The organism is Micrococcaceae bacterium Sec5.8 (assembly GCA_039636775.1).
Taxonomy (GTDB): Bacteria; Actinomycetota; Actinomycetes; order Actinomycetales; family Micrococcaceae; genus Arthrobacter.
Window position 1 is genome coordinate 1,220,255 of the sequence record CP143429.1, and the last position, 23,213, is coordinate 1,243,467.

20 protein-coding genes are annotated in these 23,213 nt (G+C 67.7%); 17 read left to right on the top strand and 3 right to left on the bottom strand.

From position 1 onward, the window contains the following. The first annotated feature begins 131 nt into the window (after positions 1 to 131). The 7 genes from VUN84_05575 (at position 132) to VUN84_05605 (ending at position 8,164) form a co-directional block, all read left to right on the top strand. Entirely contained in the window at positions 132 to 1,739 is a 1,608-nt protein-coding gene (locus tag VUN84_05575; protein ID XAS65135.1) for a carboxyl transferase domain-containing protein, read from the top strand. 7 nt (positions 1,740 to 1,746) lie between these two features. Then, a complete protein-coding gene (locus VUN84_05580; GenBank protein ID XAS65136.1) occupies positions 1,747 to 3,978 on the top strand; it encodes a biotin carboxylase N-terminal domain-containing protein in 2,232 nt (743 codons plus the stop codon). Positions 3,979 to 4,053: 75 nt separating this feature from the next. Continuing rightward, positions 4,054 to 5,217 carry an acyl-CoA dehydrogenase family protein gene (locus VUN84_05585; protein XAS65137.1) on the top strand — a complete coding sequence of 388 codons (1,164 nt, stop codon included), beginning with the start codon at positions 4,054 to 4,056 and terminating at the stop codon, positions 5,215 to 5,217. A gap of 39 nt (positions 5,218 to 5,256) precedes the next feature. Continuing rightward, positions 5,257 to 6,027, top strand: coding sequence for a CoA transferase subunit A (locus tag VUN84_05590; protein ID XAS65138.1), 771 nt, complete (start codon positions 5,257 to 5,259; stop codon positions 6,025 to 6,027). Between the two features lie 3 nt (positions 6,028 to 6,030). Continuing rightward, positions 6,031 to 6,792: a CoA transferase subunit B gene (locus tag VUN84_05595; GenBank protein ID XAS65139.1), complete on the top strand. Its 762-nt coding sequence runs from the start codon at positions 6,031 to 6,033 to the stop codon at positions 6,790 to 6,792. Continuing rightward, a complete protein-coding gene (locus tag VUN84_05600; protein XAS65140.1) occupies positions 6,789 to 7,334 on the top strand; it encodes a MaoC family dehydratase in 546 nt (181 codons plus the stop codon). Before VUN84_05595 ends, VUN84_05600 begins: the two co-directional genes overlap by 4 nt. Continuing rightward, entirely contained in the window at positions 7,331 to 8,164 is an 834-nt protein-coding gene (locus VUN84_05605; protein XAS65141.1) for a CoA ester lyase, read from the top strand. The genes VUN84_05600 and VUN84_05605 overlap by 4 nt, the downstream gene beginning before the upstream one ends. Positions 8,165 to 8,519: 355 nt before the next feature. Here the strand turns inward: VUN84_05605 and VUN84_05610 are convergent, their stop codons facing one another. After that, on the bottom strand, positions 8,520 to 10,016 hold the full coding sequence (locus tag VUN84_05610; protein XAS65767.1) for a lipase maturation factor family protein: 1,497 nt from the start codon (positions 10,014 to 10,016) through the stop codon (positions 8,520 to 8,522). A gap of 165 nt (positions 10,017 to 10,181) precedes the next feature. Here VUN84_05610 and dxr point away from each other — a divergent pair, with 165 nt between their 5' ends. The 10 genes from dxr to VUN84_05660 all read left to right on the top strand — a co-directional run bounded on the left by dxr (position 10,182) and on the right by VUN84_05660 (position 21,222). Then, a complete protein-coding gene (dxr, locus tag VUN84_05615; GenBank protein XAS65142.1) occupies positions 10,182 to 11,366 on the top strand; it encodes a 1-deoxy-D-xylulose-5-phosphate reductoisomerase in 1,185 nt (394 codons plus the stop codon). 18 nt (positions 11,367 to 11,384) lie between these two features. Next, positions 11,385 to 12,716, top strand: a complete 1,332-nt coding sequence (locus tag VUN84_05620; protein XAS65143.1) for a site-2 protease family protein — start codon at positions 11,385 to 11,387, stop codon at positions 12,714 to 12,716. 144 nt (positions 12,717 to 12,860) lie between these two features. Further along, on the top strand, positions 12,861 to 13,652 hold the full coding sequence (locus VUN84_05625; protein XAS65144.1) for a MarR family transcriptional regulator: 792 nt from the start codon (positions 12,861 to 12,863) through the stop codon (positions 13,650 to 13,652). After that, positions 13,649 to 14,152 carry a hypothetical protein gene (locus tag VUN84_05630; protein ID XAS65145.1) on the top strand — a complete coding sequence of 168 codons (504 nt, stop codon included), beginning with the start codon at positions 13,649 to 13,651 and terminating at the stop codon, positions 14,150 to 14,152. Before VUN84_05625 ends, VUN84_05630 begins: the two co-directional genes overlap by 4 nt. A gap of 128 nt (positions 14,153 to 14,280) precedes the next feature. After that, the gene (locus VUN84_05635) at positions 14,281 to 14,574 is read left to right on the top strand and encodes a YciI family protein (GenBank protein ID XAS65146.1); all 294 of its coding nucleotides are present in this window, start codon (positions 14,281 to 14,283) and stop codon (positions 14,572 to 14,574) included. A gap of 39 nt (positions 14,575 to 14,613) precedes the next feature. Further along, positions 14,614 to 15,780, top strand: a complete 1,167-nt coding sequence (gene ispG, locus VUN84_05640) for a flavodoxin-dependent (E)-4-hydroxy-3-methylbut-2-enyl-diphosphate synthase (GenBank protein ID XAS65147.1) — start codon at positions 14,614 to 14,616, stop codon at positions 15,778 to 15,780. After that, positions 15,743 to 16,636, top strand: a complete 894-nt coding sequence (locus VUN84_05645) for a GNAT family N-acetyltransferase (protein ID XAS65768.1) — start codon at positions 15,743 to 15,745, stop codon at positions 16,634 to 16,636. The genes ispG and VUN84_05645 overlap by 38 nt, the downstream gene beginning before the upstream one ends. Positions 16,637 to 17,081: 445 nt before the next feature. Further along, positions 17,082 to 18,893 carry a proline--tRNA ligase gene (locus tag VUN84_05650; protein ID XAS65148.1) on the top strand — a complete coding sequence of 604 codons (1,812 nt, stop codon included), beginning with the start codon at positions 17,082 to 17,084 and terminating at the stop codon, positions 18,891 to 18,893. Between the two features lie 18 nt (positions 18,894 to 18,911). Further along, positions 18,912 to 19,706, top strand: a complete 795-nt coding sequence (locus VUN84_05655) for a TSUP family transporter (protein XAS65149.1) — start codon at positions 18,912 to 18,914, stop codon at positions 19,704 to 19,706. A gap of 49 nt (positions 19,707 to 19,755) precedes the next feature. Beyond that, the gene (locus VUN84_05660; GenBank protein XAS65150.1) at positions 19,756 to 21,222 is read left to right on the top strand and encodes a pyridoxal-dependent decarboxylase; all 1,467 of its coding nucleotides are present in this window, start codon (positions 19,756 to 19,758) and stop codon (positions 21,220 to 21,222) included. Here the strand turns inward: VUN84_05660 and VUN84_05665 are convergent. Both VUN84_05665 and VUN84_05670 read right to left on the bottom strand, forming a co-directional pair. Next, positions 21,219 to 22,349, bottom strand: a complete 1,131-nt coding sequence (locus VUN84_05665; protein XAS65151.1) for an aminoglycoside phosphotransferase family protein — start codon at positions 22,347 to 22,349, stop codon at positions 21,219 to 21,221. The genes VUN84_05660 and VUN84_05665 overlap by 4 nt on opposite strands. Positions 22,350 to 22,384: 35 nt before the next feature. After that, positions 22,385 to 23,116 (bottom strand): VIT family protein, encoded by a 732-nt coding sequence (locus VUN84_05670; protein ID XAS65152.1) that lies wholly within the window; start codon positions 23,114 to 23,116, stop codon positions 22,385 to 22,387. Positions 23,117 to 23,213 lie beyond the last annotated feature (97 nt).

Below are 23,213 nucleotides of genomic sequence, written 5' to 3' on the forward strand. Positions count from 1 at the left end.
CGCGGCCCTGTGTTGGACATCACAGTTAATAAAGACTAACCTAAATCTCAGTTATGCGGCACTAACCGAATTGGCCGGAACGGGTGCGGGACAAGCCGCCGGTACGCAGGTGCGAGAACGGAAAGCAGTCAATGGAGACAATCGCCAGCCAGGTGGACGCCACGAGCGCCGCCTTCGCGACAAACCGTGACGCCCAGCTGGGGCTGGCCCGGGAGTTGCAGGAACGCCTCGCCACGGCAGCCCTGGGCGGGCCCGAAAAGTCCCGGGAACGCCATGTGGCCCGCGGCAAGCTCCTGCCCCGCGAACGCATCGACCGGCTGCTCGATGACGGCAGCCCCTTCCTGGAAATCGCCCCGCTGGCGGCCAACGGCATGTATAACGACGACTCGCCCGGCGCCGGCGTTATTGCCGGAATCGGGCTGGTCCATGGCCGCCAGGTTCTGGTCATCTCCAACGACGCCACGGTCAAGGGCGGCACCTACTATCCGATGACGGTGAAGAAGCACCTGCGGGCGCAGGAGATAGCGCTGGAGAACCGGCTGCCGTGCATCTATCTGGTGGATTCGGGCGGGGCGTTCCTGCCCAAACAGGACGAGGTCTTCCCGGACAAGGAGCACTTCGGCCGGATCTTCTTCAACCAGGCAAAAATGTCCGCGGCGCGGATCCCGCAGATCGCCTCCGTGATGGGCTCCTGCACCGCCGGCGGGGCCTACGTCCCCGCGATGAGCGATGAGACGGTGATTGTCCGCAACCAGGGCACCATCTTCCTGGGCGGCCCGCCGCTGGTGAAGGCCGCGATTGGCGAGATCGTCACGGCCGAGGAACTCGGCGGCGGCGACGTGCATTCGAAGATCTCCGGCGTCACGGACCACCTGGCGGAGAACGATGAGCATGCGCTCCAAATCGTCCGCGACATCGTCTCCACCTTGCCCGGCCCGGCAGCCCCCGCCTGGGACATCGACACCGCCGTCGAACCCCGGGCGGACCCGGAGGAGCTGTACGGCGCCGTTCCCACCGACGTCAACGCCCAGTACGATGTCCGCGAAGTCATCGCACGGCTCGTGGATGGCAGCCGCTTCCACGAATTCAAGAAGAACTACGGCACCACCCTCGTCACCGGTTTCGCGAAGCTGCACGGCCACCCGGTCGGGATCGTCGCGAACAACGGGGTGCTCTTCAGCGAATCCTCGCTCAAGGGTGCGCACTTCATCGAACTCTGCGACCAGCGCGGCATTGCGCTGATCTTCCTGCAAAACCTCTCCGGCTTCATGGTGGGCAAGGACTACGAACAGGGCGGCATCGCCAAGAACGGCGCCAAAATGGTGACCGCCGTCGCCACCGCCCGCGTCCCCAAGCTGACCGTGGTGATCGGCGGGTCCTTCGGCGCCGGCAACTATTCCATGTGCGGGCGGGCCTACTCGCCGCGGTTCCTGTGGATGTGGCCGGCGTCCCGGATCTCGGTGATGGGCGGCAACCAGGCCTCCGGCGTGCTCGCCACGGTGAAGCGGGACCAGTACGAGGCCCGCGGCGAGGAGTGGTCCGCCGCGGAGGAGGAGGCATTCAAGGCCCCCATCAAGGCCCAATACGAGGACCAGGGAAGCCCCTACTACTCCACTGCCCGCCTCTGGGACGACGGCATCATCGACCCCGCGGACACCCGCACCGTGCTGGGGCTGGCGCTCGACGTCGTCTCCCGCACCCCGCTGCCGGAGACCTCTTTCGGCCTTTTCCGGATGTGAGCCAGAAGTGACTAATTCTGCACCGACTACACCCTCCCCGACGCCGCAGGGCACCAGGGCGCTCTTCGGCACCGTGCTCGTGGCCAACCGGGGTGAGATCGCCTGCCGGGTGATCCGCACCCTGCGCGCACTGGGCATCCGGTCCGTCGCCGTCTATTCCGACGCCGACGCCGGCGCCCGGCACGTCCGCGAGGCCGACGTTGCCGTCCGCATCGGTCCGGCCGCGGCGGCGGAAAGCTACTTGAAGACCGAGGCGATCCTCCAGGCCTGCCGCGACACCGGCGCCGAGGCCGTCCACCCCGGTTACGGCTTCCTGAGTGAGAACGTGGACTTTGCCCGGGCGCTGGAAAAAGCGGGCATCACGTTCATCGGTCCCGGCATCGAATCCCTCAACGTCATGGGCGACAAGATCCGCTCCAAAAACCACGTCACCGGCTACGGCGTCCCGGTGGTCCCGGGCATCGCCGCACCGGGTATGACGGACACACAACTGATCGAGGCGGCGGCCGGCGTCGGGTTCCCGCTGCTCATTAAGCCGTCCGCCGGCGGCGGCGGCAAGGGCATGCACATCGTTGAACGGCCGGAGGACCTCGAGGCGACGCTGGCGACCGCCCGCCGGGTCGCGGCCAGCGCCTTCGGCGACGACACCTTGTTCCTGGAACGCCTCGTCAGTACCCCGCGGCACATTGAGGTCCAGGTCCTCGCCGACAACCACGGCAACGTCATCCACCTCGGCGAGCGCGAATGCTCACTGCAGCGCCGCCACCAGAAGGTCATCGAGGAAGCGCCGTCGCCGCTGCTGGAATCACTGCCCGACGGGACGGAAATCCGCGCCCGCCTCGGCGAGGCAGCGTGCCAGGCCGCCCGCAGCGTCAATTACAGCGGCGCCGGCACCGTGGAATTCCTGGTCTCCGACAACGCCCCGGACGAGTTTTTCTTTATGGAGATGAACACCCGCCTGCAGGTCGAGCATCCTGTCACCGAGATGGTCACCGGAATCGACCTCGTCGAGTGGCAGGTCCGGATCGCCGCCGGTGAGGAACTCACCGTTCGCCAGAGCGACGTCGACTTCACCGGCCACTCGGTCGAGGCGCGTGTCTACGCCGAGGTCCCGGCGAAGAACTTCCTGCCCTCGGGCGGCGAAGTGGTGTTCCTCGATGAACGGGGCACCATCTTCACCGCGCTGGACGACCGGGACGCCGTCACCCCGGCCGACCCGGACATCCGGATCGATTCCTCCCTCCTGGCGGGCCTGGAAATCTCCAGCGACTACGACCCCATGGTCGCCAAGGTCATCGCCTGGGGTCCGGACCGCACGGCTGCCCTCGATAAGCTCGACACGGCCCTGGCCCGATACACGGCGCTGGGCATCGACACCAACGTCGAGTACCTGCGCCTGCTGATCAACGACGCCGACGTCCGGGCCGGACGTTTAGACACCGGCCTGATCGAGCGGAAGATGCCGGACTTTACCTTCCGCCGCGCCGGCGACGCCGAGCTCATTGCCGCGGCCATCCCGTTCTGGGTCCTGGCGGAGGGCCCGGCAACGCTCGGATCCCCCTGGGACACCACCACCGGCTGGCGGCTGGGCGCACCAGCGGCATGGACCAAGAGTTTTGGTATGCCGGGCGGGGGACTGGCCACCGTGGCGCTTACCTGGCTGAACAACCCGGACCTCGGCCACGCGAGCGTCCGGGTCAACGACGGCCCGGTGCACGAGGTGTTGGTGCTGGGGCTCTCCAGTAACGGCGTCTTTTTGGAACTTGACGGTGCGGAACTCCGGTTCGCTCAGGGCGCCGTCTGGGAGGACTACCCGCCGGAGGGAAATCCGCAGTACGTCCACATCGGCAACGAAGGCTGGTCCTGCCGGCTGGAGCCTCTGGACCGCGAGGCCCGGCTGGAACGGGTGCTGGCCGCCGTCGAACGCGAAGAAGGGGCCGCGGACCCGGCTGTACGCTCGCCGATGCCCGGCACCGTGGTGTCCGTCTCGGTCAGTAACGGCGATCCCGTGGAGGCCGGGCAGGTGCTGCTTTCGGTGGAGGCCATGAAGATGGAACACCAGCTCGTCGCGCCGCTGGCCGGAACCGTGCATATCAGCATCAACTCCGGAGACCTCGTGAAAGCAGACCAGGTCCTCGCCACCATCCACCCCGCGGTTCCGGCCACGCCGCCCCCGGCGGACAGCGCGGCCGGGGACACCACCGAGGAAGCCGTTCCCGCCCTGGGCACGGCGGACTAGCAAACCCAGAACTTCAGCACCAGACCCAGCCCGACACAGCTCTTCGGACAGCAGCAAAGACAAAGGAGTCACCCCATGACAGATTTCGAACTCAGCGAGGAATACCAGGTCCTCAGCGACACCGTCCGCGAATTCGCCGACGAAGTAGTGGCCCCGGTTTCCGCCAAACACGACGAGGAACACAGCTTCCCCTACGAGATCGTCTCCCAGATGGCGGACATGGGCCTCTTCGGCCTGCCCTTCCCGGAAGAATTCGGCGGCATGGGCGGGGACTACTTCGCCCTCGCCCTGGCGCTGGAACAGCTCGGCCGCGTGGACCAGTCCGTCGCCATCACCCTGGAAGCCGGCGTCTCGCTCGGTGCGATGCCGATCCACCGCTTCGGCAACGAGGCGCAGAAGCAGGAATGGCTGCCGCTGCTGGCCTCCGGCAAGGCGCTCGCCGGCTTCGGCCTGACCGAACCGGAAGCCGGCTCAGACGCCGGCGGTACCAAAACCACGGCGAAGCTCGGTGGTGGAGAGTGGGTCATCAACGGCAACAAGGAATTCATCACCAACTCCGGCACCGAGATCACCAAGTTGGTCACCGTCACCGCGGTGACCGGCCAGCAGGAGCGTCCGGACGGCAGCATCAAGAAGGAGATCTCCACCCTCCTGGTGCCCACCGACACCCCGGGCTTCAAGGCGGAGAAGGCCTACAACAAGGTCGGCTGGAATGCCTCGGACACCCACCCGCTGACGCTCAACAACGTCCACGTCCCCGAGGAGAATCTGCTCGGGGCCCAGGGCCGGGGCTATGCCAACTTCCTGTCCATCCTCGACGAGGGCCGGATCGCGATCGCGGCGCTGGCCGTCGGCGCGGCCCAGGGCTGCGTGGACCAGTCGGTGAAATATGCCAAGGAGCGCAGCGCGTTCGGGCAGAACATCGGCAAGTACCAGGCCATTGCCTTCAAGATTGCCCGGATGGAAGCACGGGCCCACACCGCCCGGCTGGCGTACTACGACGCGGCAGCACGGATGCTTGCCGGCAAGCCGTTCAAGACGCAGGCGGCCATCGCTAAGATGGTCGCAGGCGAGGCAGCCATGGACAACGCGCGGGACGCCACCCAGGTGTTCGGCGGCTATGGCTTCATCAACGAATTCACCGTGGCGCGCCACTACCGCGACTCCAAGATCCTTGAAGTCGGTGAGGGCACCACAGAGGTCCAGTTGATGCTGATCGCCCGCGAACTGGGGCTCTGACCTGCCTGCTGGCCGCAACCGTCGAGGGAAGGAACACCGATGATCAACAAAGTTGTTGCCAGCGCTGCGGAGGCCGTCGCGGACATTCCCGACGGCGCCTCCCTCGCCGTCGGCGGTTTCGGGCTGTGCGGAATTCCGGTCGCCCTCATCGACGCCCTGCACCATCACGGCGCCACAGACCTGGAAACGGTGAGCAACAACTGCGGAGTTGATGACTGGGGGCTCGGGATCCTGCTGACGGACGGCCGGATCCGCCGCACCATCAGCTCCTACGTGGGGGAGAACAAGGAATTCGCCCGGCAGTACCTTGCCGGCGAACTTGAAGTGGTCCTCACTCCGCAGGGCACGCTGGCCGAGAAGCTGCGCGCCGGAGGCGCCGGCATCCCCGCCTTCTACACGCCGGCCGGCGTGGGGACCCAGGTCTCCGACGGCGGCCTGCCGCAGAAGTACGACGCCGGTGGAAAGGTGGCGATTGCCTCCGCGGCCAAGGAGGTGCGCAGCTTCAACGGCGCCGACTATGTCCTTGAGGAATCGCTGACCCCGGACTTCGGCCTCGTGCACGCCTGGAAGGGCGACCGGCACGGCAACCTCGTCTTCCACGCCACCGCAATGAACTTCAACCCGCTGTGTGCCATGGCCGGCAGAATCACCATCGCCGAGGTTGAGGAACTAGTGGAACCCGGGGAGCTTGACCCGGAGCACGTCCACGTCCCCGGGATCTTTGTCCAGCGTGTGATCCTCGCGCCGCCGGCGGAGAAGCGCATCGAAAAGCGCACCACCTCCAGCACCACCGAGCAGTCAGGAGCCTAGGCCATGGAATCCAACAGCCCGCAGGGTGCCCCGCCCCGTCCCGAAGCGGTCCGCCACGAATACCGGCCCGCCGCCGTCGAGCATCCTGCCGGTAGCGAAAGCAAGGGCTGGACGCGGAACGAACTGGCCGCCAGGGTGGCCAGGGAGCTGCGCAACGGGCAATACGTCAACCTCGGCATCGGCATGCCCACCCTGATCCCCAACTACATCCCCGCCGGCGTCGAAGTGGTCCTGCACTCCGAAAACGGCATCCTTGGCGTCGGTCCGTACCCGACGGAGGACCGCGTCGATCCGGACCTGATCAACGCCGGCAAGGAAACGGTGACGGTCAACCAGGGCGCCGCGTTCTTCGACTCCGCCACGTCCTTCGGCATGATCCGCGGCGGGCATGTGGACGTGGCGGTGCTTGGTGCGATGGAGGTGGCCCAGAACGGTGACCTGGCGAACTGGATGATTCCCGGCAAGATGGTCAAAGGCATGGGCGGCGCCATGGACCTGGTCTTCGGCGCCAAAAAGGTGATCGTGATGATGGAGCACGTGGACCGCAACGGCCGGCCCAAAATCGTGGAGAATTGCACGCTCCCGCTGACAGGCAAAGCCTGCGTGGACCGGATCATCACCGACCTCGCCGTGATCGACGTCGTGACCGACGCCGGGCGGCCGCGGCTGGTGCTGCGTGAACTCGCACCCAACGTCACAGCCGAGGATGTGGCCGCGGCCACCGGCGCCGAACTTTTCGAGGAAGACCAGGAACTGAGCGTATGACCACCGAACCACTGCGCGCCACGGAACCGAGAATCGTCGAACAACGCGGTCTGTACTTCGACGAGCTGGAAGAGGATGTGGTCTACGCGCACCGGCCCGGCCGGACCGTGACCGAGGCGGACAACGTCCTCTTCACCACCATGACCATGAACACCCAGGCCCTGCACCTCGACGCCGCCTGGAGTGCGGGCCAGCCGTTCGGCCAGCGTCTCGTGAACTCCATGTTCACGCTCGCGACCGTGGTGGGGCAATCCGTGCCGCAGTTGACCCAGGGAACCATCATTGCCCAGCTGGGACTCACGGACGTGTCCTTTCCGCACCCCATGTACCACGGCGACACCCTGTACACGGAGACTGTGGTGACCGGGAAACGGCTTTCATCGTCCCGCCCGGGCCAGGGAATAGTCACCATGAAGCACACGGGCCGGAACCAGGACGGCGAGGTTGTGGCCCTTGCCACCCGCAGCTGTCTGATGTGGACACGGGAAGCACACGCCGGCGGAGCGAAAGATGCCGCTGCAGAGGGGACAATCGAAGCATGAGCTTCTTGATGGGCCCCGCCCTGCTGTTTTGCCCCGCCGACCGCCCGGAGCGGTACCAGAAAGCATCTGAACGCGCCGACGCAGTGATCGTTGACCTTGAGGACGCCGTCGCGCCGGCGGATAAGCAGCGCGCCCGTGGCGCCATCCTCGCCCAGCTTGGCGGCACCGGGGAGGTGCCCGAGCTGGACCCGAGCCGGACCATCATCCGGATTAATCCCGCGGGCACGGACGAATTCGCGAAGGACCTGCACTGCCTCAAGCACACGCCCTACCGGCACGTGATGCTCGCCAAGGCCGAACGCCCTGGCCAGCTCAGGGAGCTGGCGGGCTACAGCGTCGTTGCCCTCTGTGAGACCGCGCTGGGGGTGGTCAATGCTGCCGCCATCGCAGCAGAGCCGAACGTCGTGGGACTCATGTGGGGCGCAGAGGACCTGCTCGCCTCACTTGGCGGCACCTCCAGCAGGACGGACGACGGCGCCTACCGCGCGGTCGCGCTGCACGCCCGGTCCGCGGTGCTGCTGGCCGCCCGGGCCTTCGGCAAGGAGGCCGTCGACTCCGTCTACGTCAACATCCCCGACCTGGAGGGACTCGCCCTCGAATCCCGCGACGCTGTCGCCTCCGGGTTCGGTTCGAAGGCCTGCATCCACCCGAACCAGGTGGCCGTGGTCCGGGCTGCCTACGCGCCGTCCGATGCGGAGGTTGCGGCTGCCGCCGAACTCCTTGAGGCCGCCGCCGCAGCCGGCAACGGTGTTTTCCAGTTCAACGGCAAGATGATCGATGGGCCCATCCTTAAGCACGCCGAATCCACGCTTCGCAGAGCGGGGCGCTAGCGGACCCACGGGCCCGCCCGCAGGGGCTACTCCTGCGGGCGACCTGGACCGGAATGGTTCGTTGTGGGAGCCGGGGGAAACCGGGCGCGCGGGCTTCATCGATTCGTCACGTATGGCCGCTTTGGTGGGCCCTCTAGCGGCCGTCTGGGTCGAATGGAGACCGGGTGCGGTCGGAATTCACGCCCACCCGCATCACTCCAAGGTTCCAGCATGTCGATCGCAGCCCCAAGAGAGGGCATGCCCCGTGACCGCCCGCACCGGTGAAAAACGAGGTGTCCGTCCAGGCGGACCGTCCGAAGGCGCCACGCCGATCGCCGGACGGGAGACCCATTCCGGCCACCCGCGTTACCGGGGCTCAGCCCTCCGGCGGCAGGGACAGCGGCGGAATCGACTCGCGCAACGGAATCCGGACCCAGCGCTCGCCCGTGGCGCGGAACTCAGCCCGGGTGGCGTAACGGTACAGGTAGCTGCGCGCCCGCACCCACCGGGGCCGGGCGCCGTCGAACGGATCATGCCGCAGCAGGCGAAGCGTGGGCCGGTCGGCCGCCAGCAGCTTCGCGAGGAAAGCGTAAAACCATTGCTCGTGCACGGTCCGCAACGGCAGGAACCACATCAGCCAGTCCAGGCGCAGGTGGTACGGCGCCCACTGCCGCGGGACGCGGCCCACCTCGCCCGGTTTTCCCCGGAAGCCGTATTCCCGCCAGTCCGCTGAGTCGCCGGGGTCGGCGTCGAGCGTCCCTTCCACCGCGATCTCGATCCGCTGCCTGGTGACCGAGCCAAACGCGCCATAGGTGTTCCCCAGTTGCCAGCGGTTGAACGCGGCGTTCATCAGCTGGTAGCGGGAGAACAGGTTCTCGACCGGGCGGTAGCTGAGCACCACGAGGAACACCGTGGCCACCAGGACCACCACGAGCCATGCCAGCGGCGCCTGGCTGCCGGTGCCGGCGCCCGCGGTCCCGGCAACGGCAGCCCCGGCGCCTGCAGCTGACGGGTGCCAGTCGAGCGGGATCGCCGGGAGCACGGCGTGCGCCACCGGGTCGCTGACGGCGGCGAAGGCGAGCAGGATGGCCATCCAGTTGAGCCAGGCGAAGTTCCCGCTCGCCACCAGCCACAGCTGCGTGAAGACGACGATTCCTGCCGCCGCGCTGGCCAGCGGTTGCGGGGCGAAGAGGAAGAACGGCACTATCAGCTGCGCGACGTGGTTGCCCAGCACCTCGAGCCGGTGCACAGACTTGGGCAACAGGTGGGCCTGGCGGCTGAGCGGGCCCGGCATCGGCTGGGTCTCGTGGTGAAAATACAAGGCGGTCAGGTCGCGCCACTCCGGGCCGCCGCGGATTTTGATCATGCCGGCGCCAAACTCCAGCCGGAACAACAACCAGGCCAGCAGGATCAGGATGGTCCGCGGCGGGGGAGTCTGGTCGGAGCCGAGGAAGGCCGCAATAAAACCGGCCTCGAGCAGCAGCATTTCCCAGCCGAAACCGTAGAACGTCTGCCCCACGTTCACGATCGACATGTACAGCAGCCACAGCGCGAGGAACGCCAGCAGCGGAACCCACGCCGGCCCCGACTGCGGCAGTCCCAGAACCACCGTGGCAGCAATTGCCATCCCGCCCCAGCACACCGCACGCAGCAGCCGGTCCGAGTACCGCCAGCTGAACAGGGTGGGCCTGCGCAGCCGGCCGGACCGGGCCAGGAAATCCGGCACGGGCAACAGTCCGCGCTCGCCGAGGAGGGCCGGGAACTGGTTCAGCGAGGACAGGAAGGCCACAAGGTAGACCATGGCGATGCCGCGCTGCAGCACCTGCCGGGCGAACTCGTACTCCGGGGCGTCAAACCAGGCCGTCCACTCCACGTTTCCCACGTTACGCCCGAGGCCTCCGGCGTCAACGGGCGCAGCATTCGAAACCGGGCCGGCGTCGAGTACGCACGTCGCGGCAATGGTGCGCGTCACCATTGCCCTGAACTGCCGACCCGCCGGGCGGCCCAAGCACCCGGCGGGGTGCGGGATACTGGAAGCATGCAGCCGCGCAAGATCGTCCTCCTCGGGTCCACCGGTTCCATCGGCACGCAGGCGATTGACGTCGTCGACGGCGCCCCGCACCTCTTCGAGGTCGTCGCCCTCAGCGCCGGCGGCGGCAACCTGGACCTGCTGGCCCGCCAGGCCGTGCACACCCGTGCCGTGGCCATCGGTATGGCCTCCGGCGACGGGGGCGCCCTTCAGCGGCTGATCGACGACGCCGCTGCCGCGGCCGGAGTGGCAGGCTACCGTCCCGAGATCATCACCGGACCCGACGCCTCCACCCGGATCGCGGAGATCGAGGCCGACGTCGTACTCAACGGCATCACCGGCTCCATCGGCCTGGCGCCCACCCTCGCCGCACTCAAAGCCGGGACCACCCTTGCCCTGGCCAACAAGGAATCCCTGATTGTCGGCGGCGCCCTAGTGAAGGCCGCGGCCCGTGAAGGCCAGATCGTCCCGGTCGATTCCGAGCACTCGGCCATCGCGCAGTGCCTTCGCTCCGGCACCGCGGCTGAAGTGGACCGGCTGATCCTCACCGCGTCCGGCGGACCCTTCCGCGGCAAAACGCGCGGGCAGTTGCACCAGGTGACCCCGCAGGAAGCCCTCGCCCACCCCACCTGGGACATGGGCCTGATGGTTACCACCAACTCCGCCAGCCTGGTCAATAAGGGCCTGGAGGTCATCGAGGCGCACCTGCTCTTCGACATCCCGCTGGAGCGGATCGACGTCGTGGTCCACCCGCAGTCCGTGGTGCACTCCATGGTCCAGTTCGTCGATGGCTCCACGATCGCCCAGGCCTCGCCGCCGGACATGCGCCTGCCCATCGCCCTCGGGCTCGGCTGGCCGGACCGTGTCCCCGGCTCGGCCCGGGCCTGCGACTGGACCCAGGCCACCAGCTGGACCTTCGAGCCGCTGGACACCGCGGCTTTCCCCGCCGTCGGACTGGCGAAGGACGCTGCCCGGCAGGGCAGTACCTACCCGGCTGTCTTCAACGCCGCCAACGAGGAAGCCGTGATGGCCTTCCACGCCGGCCGGATCCGGTTCACCGACATCGTCGACACGATCGATGCCGTCCTCAGCGAACACACAGGCTCCTCCGGGCTGACGGTGGAGTCCGTGCTGGATGCTGAGAGATGGGCACGCGCCCGCACCCACGAACGTTTAGCCGTCAAAAGCGTCTAGGAAGCAGCAGATCCCAGCATGAGCCCCGTCCTCCTCTTTATCCTCGGTGTCGTCTTTGTGGCGATCGGCATTGCCGTGTCCATTGCCCTGCACGAGGTGGGCCACCTGCTGCCCGCCAAATGGTTCAAGGTCCGCGTCACCAAGTACATGATCGGCTTCGGCCCCACCCTCTGGTCCCGCAAGAAGCGCGAAACCGAGTACGGCTTCAAGGCCATTCCGCTGGGCGGATTTGTCTCCATGATCGGCATGTACCCGCCGAATAAGGCGGACGGCACAGTCCGTCCCTCCAGCACCGGCATGTTTCAATCACTCGCCTCCGACGCCCGCTCCCTGGCCCACGAGGAAGTGGGCCCCGCGGACGGAAACCGCGTTTTCTACAAGCTTCCGGTGTGGAAGAAAATCATCATCATGCTCGGCGGGCCGGCCATGAACATGCTGATCGGGCTGGCGCTGACGGCCGTGCTGCTGATGGGCTTCGGCATCGCCACCCAGACCACCACCATCGCTGATGTCTCCAAATGCCAGGTCAACGCCGGCGAAACCGTGGACCCGGATTCGGCCGACTGCAAGCTCACCCCGGCGGCCGCCGCAGGCCTTAAACCCAACGACGCGATTACCTCCTTCGACGGAAAACCCGTCACCAGCTGGGACGAACTGACCGGCTGGATCCGCGCGTCCGCGGACAGGCAGGTCGCCATCACCGTGGAACGCGACGGCGTCCCGGTCACCACGTCGGTCACGCCGGTCCTTTCCTCCCGTCCCGTTGTAGGCGACGACGGCCGGCAGGCCAAATCGGCCGACGGCACCCTGCAGTACCAGGACGTCGGTTTTCTCGGCATCGGGGCGCAGACGGCGCTCGTCCCGCAGCCGGCGTCGACGGTTCTGCCGATGGCGGGCGAGAACATCAAGCAGATCGCCGGCGTGGTGGTCAATCTTCCGGCCCGCGTGGCCGGCGTCGCCAAGGCAGCGTTCAGCGAAGAGCCCCGCGACCCCAACGGACCCATCAGCGTGGTCGGAGTGGGGCGGGTTGCCGGCGAGGTCGCCGCGATGGAGCAGGTGCCGATGCAATCCCGGATCGCCACCCTGGTGGGGCTGCTGGCCGGCCTCAACTTCGCCCTGGCCGTCTTCAACCTCATTCCGCTGCTGCCGCTCGACGGCGGCCACGTGGCCGGTGCGCTGTACGAAGGGGCCCGGCGCAGGATCGCCAAGCTCTTTGGCCGGCCCGACCCGGGCGCCTTCGACATCGCCAAGCTGCTGCCGGTCACCTACGTCGTGGCCGTGCTGCTGATGGGCATGGGGGCGCTGCTGATCTACGCGGACATCGTCAAACCCGTCAACCTGTTCGGCTGACCCGGGCCTCCTCCGGCCGCGGTGAGCCAGGCCAAACCCGCAACCGCTCCGGGCTGATGTTTCTTTATCAGCCTATTACGGATGATTTACAGTAATCAGTTGAATATGGTTGATTTGGTAGGATCAACCCCTTAGGCTGTGCTCATGTACGTGATGACCATCGACCAGCGCGGCAGCAGCGCCGACATCGACCGGGTCCCCGGCCTCCTCGCTGAACTGGCCGGGCTCTCCACCGCCGGATATTTTGAGCGTTCCGTCGGGGATGAAGTCCAAGGGGTCGTGGAGCGCCCTGAAGAGGTGGTGGATATCGCCCTGCATGCCCTGCGCAGCGGCCGCTGGTACGTAGGCATCGGCGTCGGGAGGGTGGACCGGCCGCTGCCGGCCAGCCCGCGCGAAGGATCCGGGCCCGCCTTTGTGGCAGCCAGGGCGGCGGTCGAAAAGGCCAAGGCCGGTGCGGCCCACGTGCCGATCGCCGTCATCTCCGGCGGACTTCGACGGGCAGACGCAGCACCGTCACCGGCGGGGTCTGCCGGCGCCCGTGCCTGCGCCAACGCGGAGGCGGTACTGCGCCTGATCGGACGGCTGGTCCAGGACCGCACCGCTGCCCAGTGGAAGGTAGTTGAGGTGCTGCGCTCGGTGCAGCACGGACACACCGGTACACACGGAACGCAGAAGATCGCCGCCCGGGAACTGGGAATCACCGAACAATCGGTGAGCCGTGCGCTGCTGCGCTCCGGTTGGCAGGAAGAATGGGCAGCGAGGCCCGCAGCCCAGATGCTGCTGGCCCTCGCCCACGACATCATCACCGGCCACGACGGCGGTCCCGGCCCCTTCCCGGACGGCGCCACGGCCGGGTCCGCGGATGGCGCCACCCACCCTGGCCCGACCCGGCCCGCAGACCCGCGCACCCCGGACAGCAAGGAAGGAGAGCAGTGAACGCCCTCTGGATCACCCTCGCCCTACTCATCGCAGCGTTTGCCGGCTGGCCCGTCACCGCTCTGGTCTTCCGGCTCGCCAGGACCATCGATGACCGGCAGGACGCAGGGGCAGGCGCTGTTGACCCCGCGAACGACCCTGCGGCGGATGTCACCGTTGATTCTCCGGCCACCCAGGGACCGGCTGCGACCCCCGCCCCTGCCGGCTCGTCCACCCCGGCATCCCCGGCGGCGGGCTCCGCCACCCTTCCGGTCAGCAGCGTCCGGATCCTGCGCGGCGGGGCGATCATCGGCATCCTTGAGCGGCTCGCGGTCTGCCTGGCCATCCTCGCCAGCCAGCCGATCGCCATTGCCTACGTGGTGGCGATCAAGGGGCTTGGCCGCTTTGCCGAGCTGAAGGAGACGCCGGTGGCCGCGGAACGGTTCATCATCGGTACCCTCACCTCGATGCTGTGGGCGGCCGGCATCGCGGCCCTGGCGAGGGCGACGGTCCTCGGCTGATGCCGCCGGAACCACCGCTGCTGTCCCGGCCCGCCCGCCGGCGCTGTGCCCGCCCGCCAGTCTGCCGGACCGACGCCTGGACCGACGCCCGGATGGGTGCCTGGCCGGCGGAGCGATAGTGTATCTGTATGACTGTTTTTGCTGTTGAGTACGTATACGATGCCGAATCCTCTGAAGCCCGCGACGCCGCCCGCCCGGCGCACCGCGAATGGACCGCAGGACTTGCCGGGGAGGGAACGCTGCTCGCCAGCGGGCCCTACGGGGACGGTGCCGGCGCACTGTTGATTTTCAAGGCCGCCGACGAGCGGGCACTCAATGCGGTCCTCAAGCAGGATCCCTTCGCTGCCGCCGGCGCCGTCTCCGGCACCCGCACCACGGCCTGGGCGCCTGTCACCGGCCTCCTGGCCGGCCACGCGGCCTAGCCACCCCCCGCAAGACCTACTTCAACACAAGGAGTCCATGTGACCTCGGTCAGCTTGGGAATGCCGTCAGCACCACCCCCCGTCCTTGCCCCGCGCCGCAAGACCCGCCAGATCAAGGTGGGATCGGTCGGTGTCGGCTCTGATTCGCCGATCAGCGTGCAGTCGATGACCACGACCCCCACCACGGACATCAATGCCACCCTCCAGCAGATCGCCGAACTCACGGCTTCCGGCTGCGACATTGTGCGGGTTGCATGCCCGTCCGCGGACGATGCCGAGGCCCTGCCGATCATCGCGCGCAAGTCCCAGATCCCCGTCATCGCGGACATCCACTTCCAGCCGAAGTACGTCTTCGCGGCAATCGAAGCAGGGTGCGCCGCCGTCAGGGTGAACCCCGGAAACATCCGCAAGTTCGATGACCAGGTCAAGGAAATCGCACGCGCCGCCAAGGACCACGGCACCTCGATCCGGATTGGCATCAACGCCGGTTCCCTGGAACCGGGCATCCTGAAGAAATACGGCAAAGCCACGCCGGAGGCCCTCGTGGAATCCGCTGTCTGGGAGGCTTCACTCTTCGAAGAGCACGGCTTCCATGACTTCAAGATCTCGGTCAAGCACAACGACCCGGTCATCATGGTCGCTGCCTACGAGATGCTGGCTGAGCAGGGAGACTGGCCGCTGCACCTCGGCGTTACGGAGGCGGGCCCTGCGTTCCAGGGCACTATCAAGTCAGCTACGGCCTTTGGTGCCCTGCTGTCCCGCGGCATCGGTGACACCATCCGGGTTTCCCTCTCCGCGCCGCCGGTCGAGGAAATCAAGGTCGGCAACCAGATCCTGCAGTCGCTGAACCTCCGCCCGCGGAAGCTCGAAATCGTTTCCTGCCCGTCCTGCGGCCGCGCCCAGGTGGACGTGTATACGCTGGCCGAGCAGGTCACCGCCGGGCTCGAGGGCATGGAGATCCCGCTGCGCGTGGCCGTGATGGGCTGCGTCGTCAACGGACCCGGCGAAGCGCGCGAAGCCGACCTTGGAGTCGCCTCGGGCAACGGCAAGGGCCAGATCTTTGTGCGGGGCGAGGTCATCAAGACTGTTCCCGAGGACCAGATTGTTGAGACACTGATCGAAGAAGCCATGCGTATCGCCGAAGAGATGGGGGAGGCCGATGGCGAAGATGCTGTCAAGGGTAGCCCCGTGGTTAGCGTCTCGTAAGGACGGCGCCGGCGCCGGTGCCGGCGTCGCTGTCCGGTCCCTCACGGGCTCGGACACTCCCCAGCTCCTTGACCTGGCGCGGCAGGATGCCGTGGCCAATGTCTTCATCCTCTCCCACCTGGCGACCGCCGGTTCGGCAGCACCCACCCCGGGCGGTGCCAGCATTCTCGGCGTGTTCGACGGCGGCACCCTCCTCGGTGCCTGCTGGGCCGGGGCCAACCTGGTACCGGTGCAGCTGGACCCCGGGCTTGCCGCTGCCGTGGCGGCGGCAGCCCACCGCTCGGGCCGCCGGTACGCCTCAATCTTCGGCCCCGCCGAGACCGTCCTGGCACTGTATGCCGGGCTGGAACTGTTCGGCCAGACGGCGCACGAGATCCGCGACGACCAGCCGCTGATGACCATTGCCGGGCCGCCCGCCGTGACTCCAAACCCGAAGCTGGGCTTTGGTCAATTGGCGGATTTCGACCGGATCCTTCCTGCCTGCGCAGCGATGTTCGAGGAGGAAGTGGGCTACTCGCCCTACCTTGGCGGACGCGAATACTACAGCCGCAGGGTCAAAGGCCTGATCCGCGAAGGGCATTCCATGGTGCACCTGAACCCGGGGCGCCAGGTGGTTTTCAAGGCCGAGCTGGGCGCAGTCACCGAGGAAGTGACCCAGATCCAGGGCGTCTGGATGGATCCGGAGTTCCGGGGCCAGGGCCTGAGCGCGGGTTACATGGCTGCCGCCGTCGAACTCGCCCGGACCATCGCCCCGGTCACCAGCCTGTACGTCAACAATTTCAACGCCCGGGCGCGTGCCACGTACGAGCGGGTGGGTTTCCGCCAGGTGGGCACGTTCGCGACGGTGCTTTTCTGACGTGCTTGCACGGAAACTTCAGTACTCTCTGACCCCAGGGGTAACAAGGGCATTCGGAAATTAACTGAATGTGAACTCTTGTTTTAGTGCCCTGTGTCACGTAGGTTCGAGCTGGCAGTGCGGCACGGGCACACGTTTCCACGGTGCAGATGCCGGGATGCAGGCGCCCTCGAGGGCAACACCAAGGGCCCACCGCCGGAGATTGGCGGCACCGGGGGCCGCAGAGCCACGTCAGAGCGGGATGACCAGCCGGGAACGGCCAGGGGCTTCCGTCGTTTATGGCGTGGCTCTTCTGCGCCCGGGCTGACGGTAGATTGGTACCTGAACGCGTGGCCGCGTACCGGGTCCACCCCTTCACCGTGGTGCCGTTGTCATCGCGCTTTGATGTGTTGTTTGTTGTTTTGCTGCTTTGCCCCGCACCTTCCCAGAAACGGATAGATACCCAGTGGTCCTTCGACTCTCCAAGCTGTTCCTGCGCACCCTGCGTGAAGATCCCGCCGATGCCGAAGTGGCCAGCCACCGCCTGCTGGTCCGTGCCGGGTACATCCGCCGGGCCGCGCCGGGCATCTACACGTGGCTTCCCCTGGGATTGAGCGTGCTGCGCCGCGTGGAAAAGATCATCCGCGAAGAAATGACTGCCATCGGAGCCCAGGAAGTGCACTTCCCGGCGCTGCTGCCGAAGGAACCCTACGAGGCCACCAACCGCTGGACCGAGTACGGTGACGGCATCTTTCGGCTCAAGGACCGCAAAGGCAACGACTACCTGCTGGCCCCCACGCACGAGGAAATGTTCACCCTCCTGGTCAAGGACCTGTACTCCTCGTACAAGGACCTGCCGCTGAGCATCTACCAAATCCAGAACAAATACCGCGATGAGGCACGCCCGCGGGCCGGCCTGCTGCGCGGCCGCGAATTCATCATGAAGGACTCGTATTCCTTCGACGTCGATGACGCCGGACTCGATGACAGCTACGCCGCGCACCGCGGGGCCTACCTGAAGATCTTCGAGCGCCTCGGGCTGGAGGTCATTCCGGTGGCAGCCACCGCCGGCGCCATGGGCGGGTCCAGGAGCGAGGAATTCCTGCACCCGACCGAGATCGGCGAGGACACTTTCGTCCGCTCCGCCGGTGGCTACGCAGCCAACGTCGAGGCCGTCACCACCGTGGTTCCGGCGGACATCGACTTTTCCAACGCCCCCGCCGCGGACGTCCGGGACACCCCGGACACCCCCACGATCGACACCCTCGTCGACGCGGCCAACGCTTTGGTACCCCGCAGTGCGGCCGACGGCGGCGCCTGGACGGCCGCCGACACGCTCAAGAACGTCGTGCTTGCCGTCACCCTGCCCACCGGCGAACGCCAGATCGTCGTCATTGGCGTGCCGGGTGACCGGGGCGTCGACCTCAAGCGCGTCGAAGCCAACATCGGCTCCTTCCTGCCGATCGGCGGCGAAATCACCCTTGAGGCCGCCAACGAGGACGACCTCAAAAAGCATCCCCTCATCGTCAAGGGCTACCTCGGCCCCGGCCTGACTCTGGACGCGCCCCTGCTGGGCGCCGAGGGCAGCGCCAAACTGCTCTACCTGGTGGATCCCCGCGTCGTCAGCGGCTCGGCCTGGGTCACCGGCGCGAACGAGGCCGGCAAGCACGTCTTTGGACTGGTGGCCGGCCGGGACTTCGGCTGGGACGGCGTCATCGAGGCCACCGAGGTGCGCGCCGGCGACGAAGCCCCGGACGGCTCCGGACCGCTGGAGACCGCCCGCGGCATTGAAATGGGCCACATCTTCCAGCTCGGGCGCAAGTACGCCGCAGCCATGGATCTGAAAGTCCTGGACCAGAACGGCAAGCAGGTCGTGGTCACCATGGGATCCTACGGCGTCGGCGTCACCCGCGCCGTCGCTGCCCTGGCCGAATCCAACCACGACGACAAGGGCCTGATCTGGCCGCGCGCCGTCGCCCCGGCCGACGTCCACGTGGTGGCTGTCGGCCGCGGCGAGGAAATCTTCGCCGCTGCGGAGAAGCTGGCCCTCGACCTGGAGGCCGCCGGCCTTGAGGTCATCTATGACGACCGTCCCAAGGTGTCGCCGGGCGTGAAATTCGGCGATGCCGAACTCGTCGGCGTCCCAACCATCCTCGCCGTCGGGCGCGGTCTGGTGGATGGCGTCGTCGAGATCAAGGACCGCCGCAGCGGCAACGCCGAAAACATCGCCGTCGAGGCGGCCGTGGCCTACGTGGTCGACGCCGTCCGTAACAGCTAACGCACGGCACCGGCAGGCGTGGTTTCCGGACTCGAGTCGATTGAACTCACTACCCTCATCCTGATCGTGGTGGCCGGTTTCGCCGCCGGCTGGGTCGACGCGGTGGTTGGCGGCGGAGGATTGATCCAGCTCCCGGCCATGTTGCTGGTGCCGGGCATCAGCCCGGTACAGGCTCTGGCGACGAACAAGATGGGTTCAATTTTCGGAACCACCACCAGTGCCGTCACGTACTACCGACGGGTCCGGCCGGACCTGCGCACGGCCTTGCCCATGGCGGCCGTGGCCATGGGCGGCAGTTTCGGCGGGGCCGTGCTGGCAGCGAATTTACCGGCCAGCGTGTTTAAACCCATCATTGTTGCCGCGCTCATCGCCGTCGCCCTGTTTACCGCGTTCCGTCCCAGCGTGGGGGAGCTGACCCGGCTCCGGCATAGCGGCCACCGCCACTACGTGCTGGCATGCCTCATCGGCGGGGTTATCGGCTTTTATGATGGCTTGATTGGACCGGGCACCGGCTCGTTCCTGATCATCGCACTGGTTTCGGCCATGGGGTACGCCTTCCTCGAAGCGAGCGCCAAAGCCAAGATCGTCAACATGGCCACCAACGCAGGGGCTCTCTTATTCTTCGTGCCGCACGGCGCCGTGCTGTGGGGTCTGGGGCTGGTTCTGGGCCTGGCCAACATGGCCGGCGGCTACCTCGGCGCCCGGACAGCCGTCAAGCAGGGCAACAAATTCATCCGCGTCGTTTTCCTTGCCGTGGTGGGTGCCCTCATCATCAAGCTCGGCTCCGACATCTGGCAGGACAGCCTCGCGTAGCACCTGCCGGGGGCTGCCGGTGGCTCTGCAGCGGGCGTAGCATGCAGCTATGTCAGTTCCGGAACGGCGCTACAGCGGCGCCTTGGAGGCTGCGGCCCGGCACGCTCGCCAGTGGCTTTCGAGCCAGCAGACCCGGCCAGTCGGCCCACGCATGACCGCGGCGGACCTCGCCGCCGATTTTGGCGGTCCGCTGCCCCGGACCGGAATGCCGGCGGCGGAGGTCGTGGAATATCTGGCCGCAAAAGCCGAACCCGGCCTGATGGCCATGCCCTCCGGACGGTTCTTCGGCTGGGTCATCGGCGGCACCCTGCCGGCGGCGTTGGCCGCGGACTGGCTCGTCAGTGCCTGGGACCAGAATGCCGGGCTGCGGTTCGCCACCCCGGCGACGGCGGCCATCGAGGAGGCTGCCGGCAAGTGGCTCCTTGACCTGCTGGACCTCCCGCGGGAATCCGACGTCGGCTTCGCAACCGGCGCCACCATGGCCAACTTCACCGCACTGGCCGCTGCCCGCTGGCGCCTGATGGCCAATGCCGGCTGGGACCTCGATGCCGACGGACTCTCCGGCGCGCCCCGGATCCACTGCTTCGTGGGCCAGGAACGGCACGACACGATCGACCTCGGCCTCCGGTATTTGGGGCTGGGCAGGCCCACAGTCGTCCCGGCCGACGAGCAGGGCCGCATCGACCCGGCAGAGTTGGCTGGCGCCCTGGACCGCGCCCTGGGCAGTTCCGGCGGGAGCACAGGCAATCCGTCCGCACATGCGGCAGGCGGCGCCACCGGAGCGGCCCGGCCCCCGCTGCTGGTCTGCCTGCAGGCCGGAAACCTGCACTCCGGAGCCTTCGATCCGTTCCTTGAGGCGGTGGCCGTCGCCAAAGCGCATGGTGCCTGGGTCCATGTGGACGGCGCCTTCGGGCTCTGGGCGGCCGCCGTGCCGGAGCTCGCCGCACTGACGGCGGGGCTGGGGGGCGCCGATTCCTGGGGTACGGATGCGCACAAAACGCTCAACGTGCCCTACGACTGCGGCATCACGGTGGTCCGGGATGCCCAGGCGCTGCGGGCTGCCATGGGAGTGCACACCAGCTACTTAATCCAGGACGCGGACGGGGCGGCCGATCCCTTCGAGACGGTTCCGGAACTGTCCCGCCGCGCCCGCGGCGTCCCGGTCTGGGCCGCGCTGAAGTCGCTCGGCCGGGACGGCGTCGCGGCCCAGGTCCAGGGGCTCGTGCGGCACGCCGGGCAGTTGGCGGAGCGGTTGTCCGCGTTGGACGGCGTGGAGGTGCTCAACGACGTCGTCTATACCCAGGTGTCGCTGGCCTTCGGCGACGACGTCACCACCCGGGCGGTGACGGCCCGGGTCATGGCGGACGGCCGGGTCTGGATGTCCGGTTCACGCTGGCAGGGCCGTGAGATTCTGCGGATTTCCGTCAGTAACTGGAGCACCGACGACGCCGACGTCGCCGTCGCCGTCGACGCTGTCCGGGACGCCCTGGCGGCGGTCCGCGGGCAGAACGGCTAGCTCCGCGCTTCCCCCGGGGCGGGAAGCTGGCCGGGTGCAGGAAGCCCGGGCAGCGTGCGCCCGGCCAAGGTGCTGGCCACCCAAAGCGAGCGTGCGAGGTCGCCCTCGTGGCGTGGTGTTGCGGCGTAGTCGAGGGCGTTGTCCACCTCGCGGGCAACGCTCCACTGCCTCGCGGCCTCGCTGTCGAGTCCGGCTGCGAGGCTGAAGTCCCGGCAGCGCTCGAGCAGGCCCCGTTCCGGATCCGCCCCGGGCAGCTCGCGGATCCGGTTCCACAGCAAGGGTGCCACGGCGAATTCCGCCTCGCCGATCAACGGCTGGGGATCGATGGCGGCCCAGCCATCGGCCGGATCCAGCGCTGCGTTCTCCGCTGCGTTCCCGGCTGCGCGGCGCAGTGCAGAGGCGGGGCGTTTTGCGGGGGCATGGCGGCCGGGCCTGGCCAGGACGTTGGAGTAGTGCAGGTCGGTGTGGACCAGCACGTCCCGCCCGGAGCGGCGGCCCACCGCGCCGCGCGTCTGGCAGACCTCAAGGGCGGCTTCCAGCAGCCACCGGGGGAACGGCCGGCCCAGTCTGTCCCAGGTTTCCGGCAGTTCGTCACTCCATCGCTCGGCGCGGGCGGCCACATGGTCCAGCTCCCGCCATTCCGGCGCATCATCGGGAACCCGGCTCAGCCGGCGGACCAGCCCGCCCCAGACCGGGACGGCCACGTCCATTGGCTCGTCCTGCAGGGAACGGGCAGCGTCCAGGCGTTCCAGCAGCAGCGCCCCGGCCGCCGCGTCGGCCGCGAGCAGGCGGACAGCTCCGTCGCCCTTCCACAGGGTGAGGGCGTGCGGCTCCACCAGCGCTTCGTCGTAGGGATAGGCGATCTTGAGGACCGCCGCATCACCAGCGGCCACACCGGATTCCCCGGTGGCCGCCCAGGGCGGGGTGCGGGGGCGTACCGGGATGACGATGGCGCCGTGGCCGTTCCACGGCAGCGCGCCGGACGCCAGGTCGGGCCGGAGGTCCCACTGGTCCAGCGTCTGCTGGATCAGCCGGGGGAGGGCCGCAAGCCAGCCGCGGCCACCGGTGCTTCCGGCGAGGTGGCGGCGCAGCTCAGGCGGGATCGGGACGTCGTCGCACTGGCTCATCCCACCCAGCGTAGTGGCTGGGACGCTCCCGCTTATCAGCCCACGATGCCGCTGGCGCCAAGCCAGCTGCCGATCAGGAAGGTCGCCACCAGGGCGGCCGCGCCGCCAATCACGACGCGGATGGCGGCCTTGGGTTGCGAACCGCCGCCGATCCAGGCGCCGATGGCGCCGGTTGCGGCGAGGGCGATCAATACGGCCACGAAGGTCAGCGGGACCCGAATATTCTCCGGCGGCAGCAGGATGGCAAGCATGGGAAGGATCGCGCCGACAAGGAATGCTACGGCGGAGGCGAACGCGGCGTGCCACGGACTGACGATGTCTGTCTCGTCGATATGCAGTTCAGCGGACAGATGCGCGGCGAGGGCATCGTGGGCGGTGAGCTCCTTCGCCACGGTGCGGGCGGTCTCGACGCTAAGGCCCCTGCCCTGGTAAATGGCGGCCAGTTCCTCGAGTTCCTCTTCGGGCTGTTCGGCCAACTCGCGGCGTTCCTTCTCGATCAGCGCCCGCTGGCTGTCTTTTTGACTGCTCACGGAGACGTATTCGCCAAGGGCCATCGAGATTGCGCCGCCGACGACGCCGGCGGCACCGGCGATGAGGATGGGGCCCGAGTCCGTGGTGACGCCTGCGACGCCCACCACAATTGCGGCGACGGAGACGATCCCGTCGTTGGCGCCCAGCACGCCGGCGCGAAGCCAGTTGAGGCGGTGCGCAATGTCGTTATGGTGGGGTTCGTTCCCGTGCTGAACGGGGGCGGCTTGACTGTCCATGAGTACAGCAAAGCACCGGGGCCCCCGGCCTACCAGTATCACGAGCCTAAGTTAGCCCCGGCTTCCCCTTTCGCGGCGCCGGCCGGAGATACCGCAG

Excerpts from the sequence above, each read along its gene's own strand:
- VUN84_05575 (XAS65135.1), top strand. The coding sequence starts at position 132 with ATGGAGACAATCGCCAGCCAGGTGGACGCCACGAGCGCCGCCTTCGCG.
- VUN84_05585 (XAS65137.1), top strand. The coding sequence starts at position 4,054 with ATGACAGATTTCGAACTCAGCGAGGAATACCAGGTCCTCAGCGACACC.
- VUN84_05590 (XAS65138.1), top strand. The coding sequence starts at position 5,257 with ATGATCAACAAAGTTGTTGCCAGCGCTGCGGAGGCCGTCGCGGACATT.
- VUN84_05595 (XAS65139.1), top strand. The coding sequence starts at position 6,031 with ATGGAATCCAACAGCCCGCAGGGTGCCCCGCCCCGTCCCGAAGCGGTC.
- VUN84_05600 (XAS65140.1), top strand. The coding sequence starts at position 6,789 with ATGACCACCGAACCACTGCGCGCCACGGAACCGAGAATCGTCGAACAA.
- VUN84_05605 (XAS65141.1), top strand. The coding sequence starts at position 7,331 with ATGAGCTTCTTGATGGGCCCCGCCCTGCTGTTTTGCCCCGCCGACCGC.
- dxr (XAS65142.1), top strand. The coding sequence starts at position 10,182 with ATGCAGCCGCGCAAGATCGTCCTCCTCGGGTCCACCGGTTCCATCGGC.
- VUN84_05620 (XAS65143.1), top strand. The coding sequence starts at position 11,385 with ATGAGCCCCGTCCTCCTCTTTATCCTCGGTGTCGTCTTTGTGGCGATC.
- VUN84_05625 (XAS65144.1), top strand. The coding sequence starts at position 12,861 with ATGTACGTGATGACCATCGACCAGCGCGGCAGCAGCGCCGACATCGAC.
- VUN84_05635 (XAS65146.1), top strand. The coding sequence starts at position 14,281 with ATGACTGTTTTTGCTGTTGAGTACGTATACGATGCCGAATCCTCTGAA.
- VUN84_05645 (XAS65768.1), top strand. The coding sequence starts at position 15,743 with ATGCTGTCAAGGGTAGCCCCGTGGTTAGCGTCTCGTAAGGACGGCGCC.
- VUN84_05660 (XAS65150.1), top strand. The coding sequence starts at position 19,756 with ATGTCAGTTCCGGAACGGCGCTACAGCGGCGCCTTGGAGGCTGCGGCC.
- VUN84_05665 (XAS65151.1), bottom strand. The coding sequence starts at position 22,349 with ATGAGCCAGTGCGACGACGTCCCGATCCCGCCTGAGCTGCGCCGCCAC.
- VUN84_05670 (XAS65152.1), bottom strand. The coding sequence starts at position 23,116 with ATGGACAGTCAAGCCGCCCCCGTTCAGCACGGGAACGAACCCCACCAT.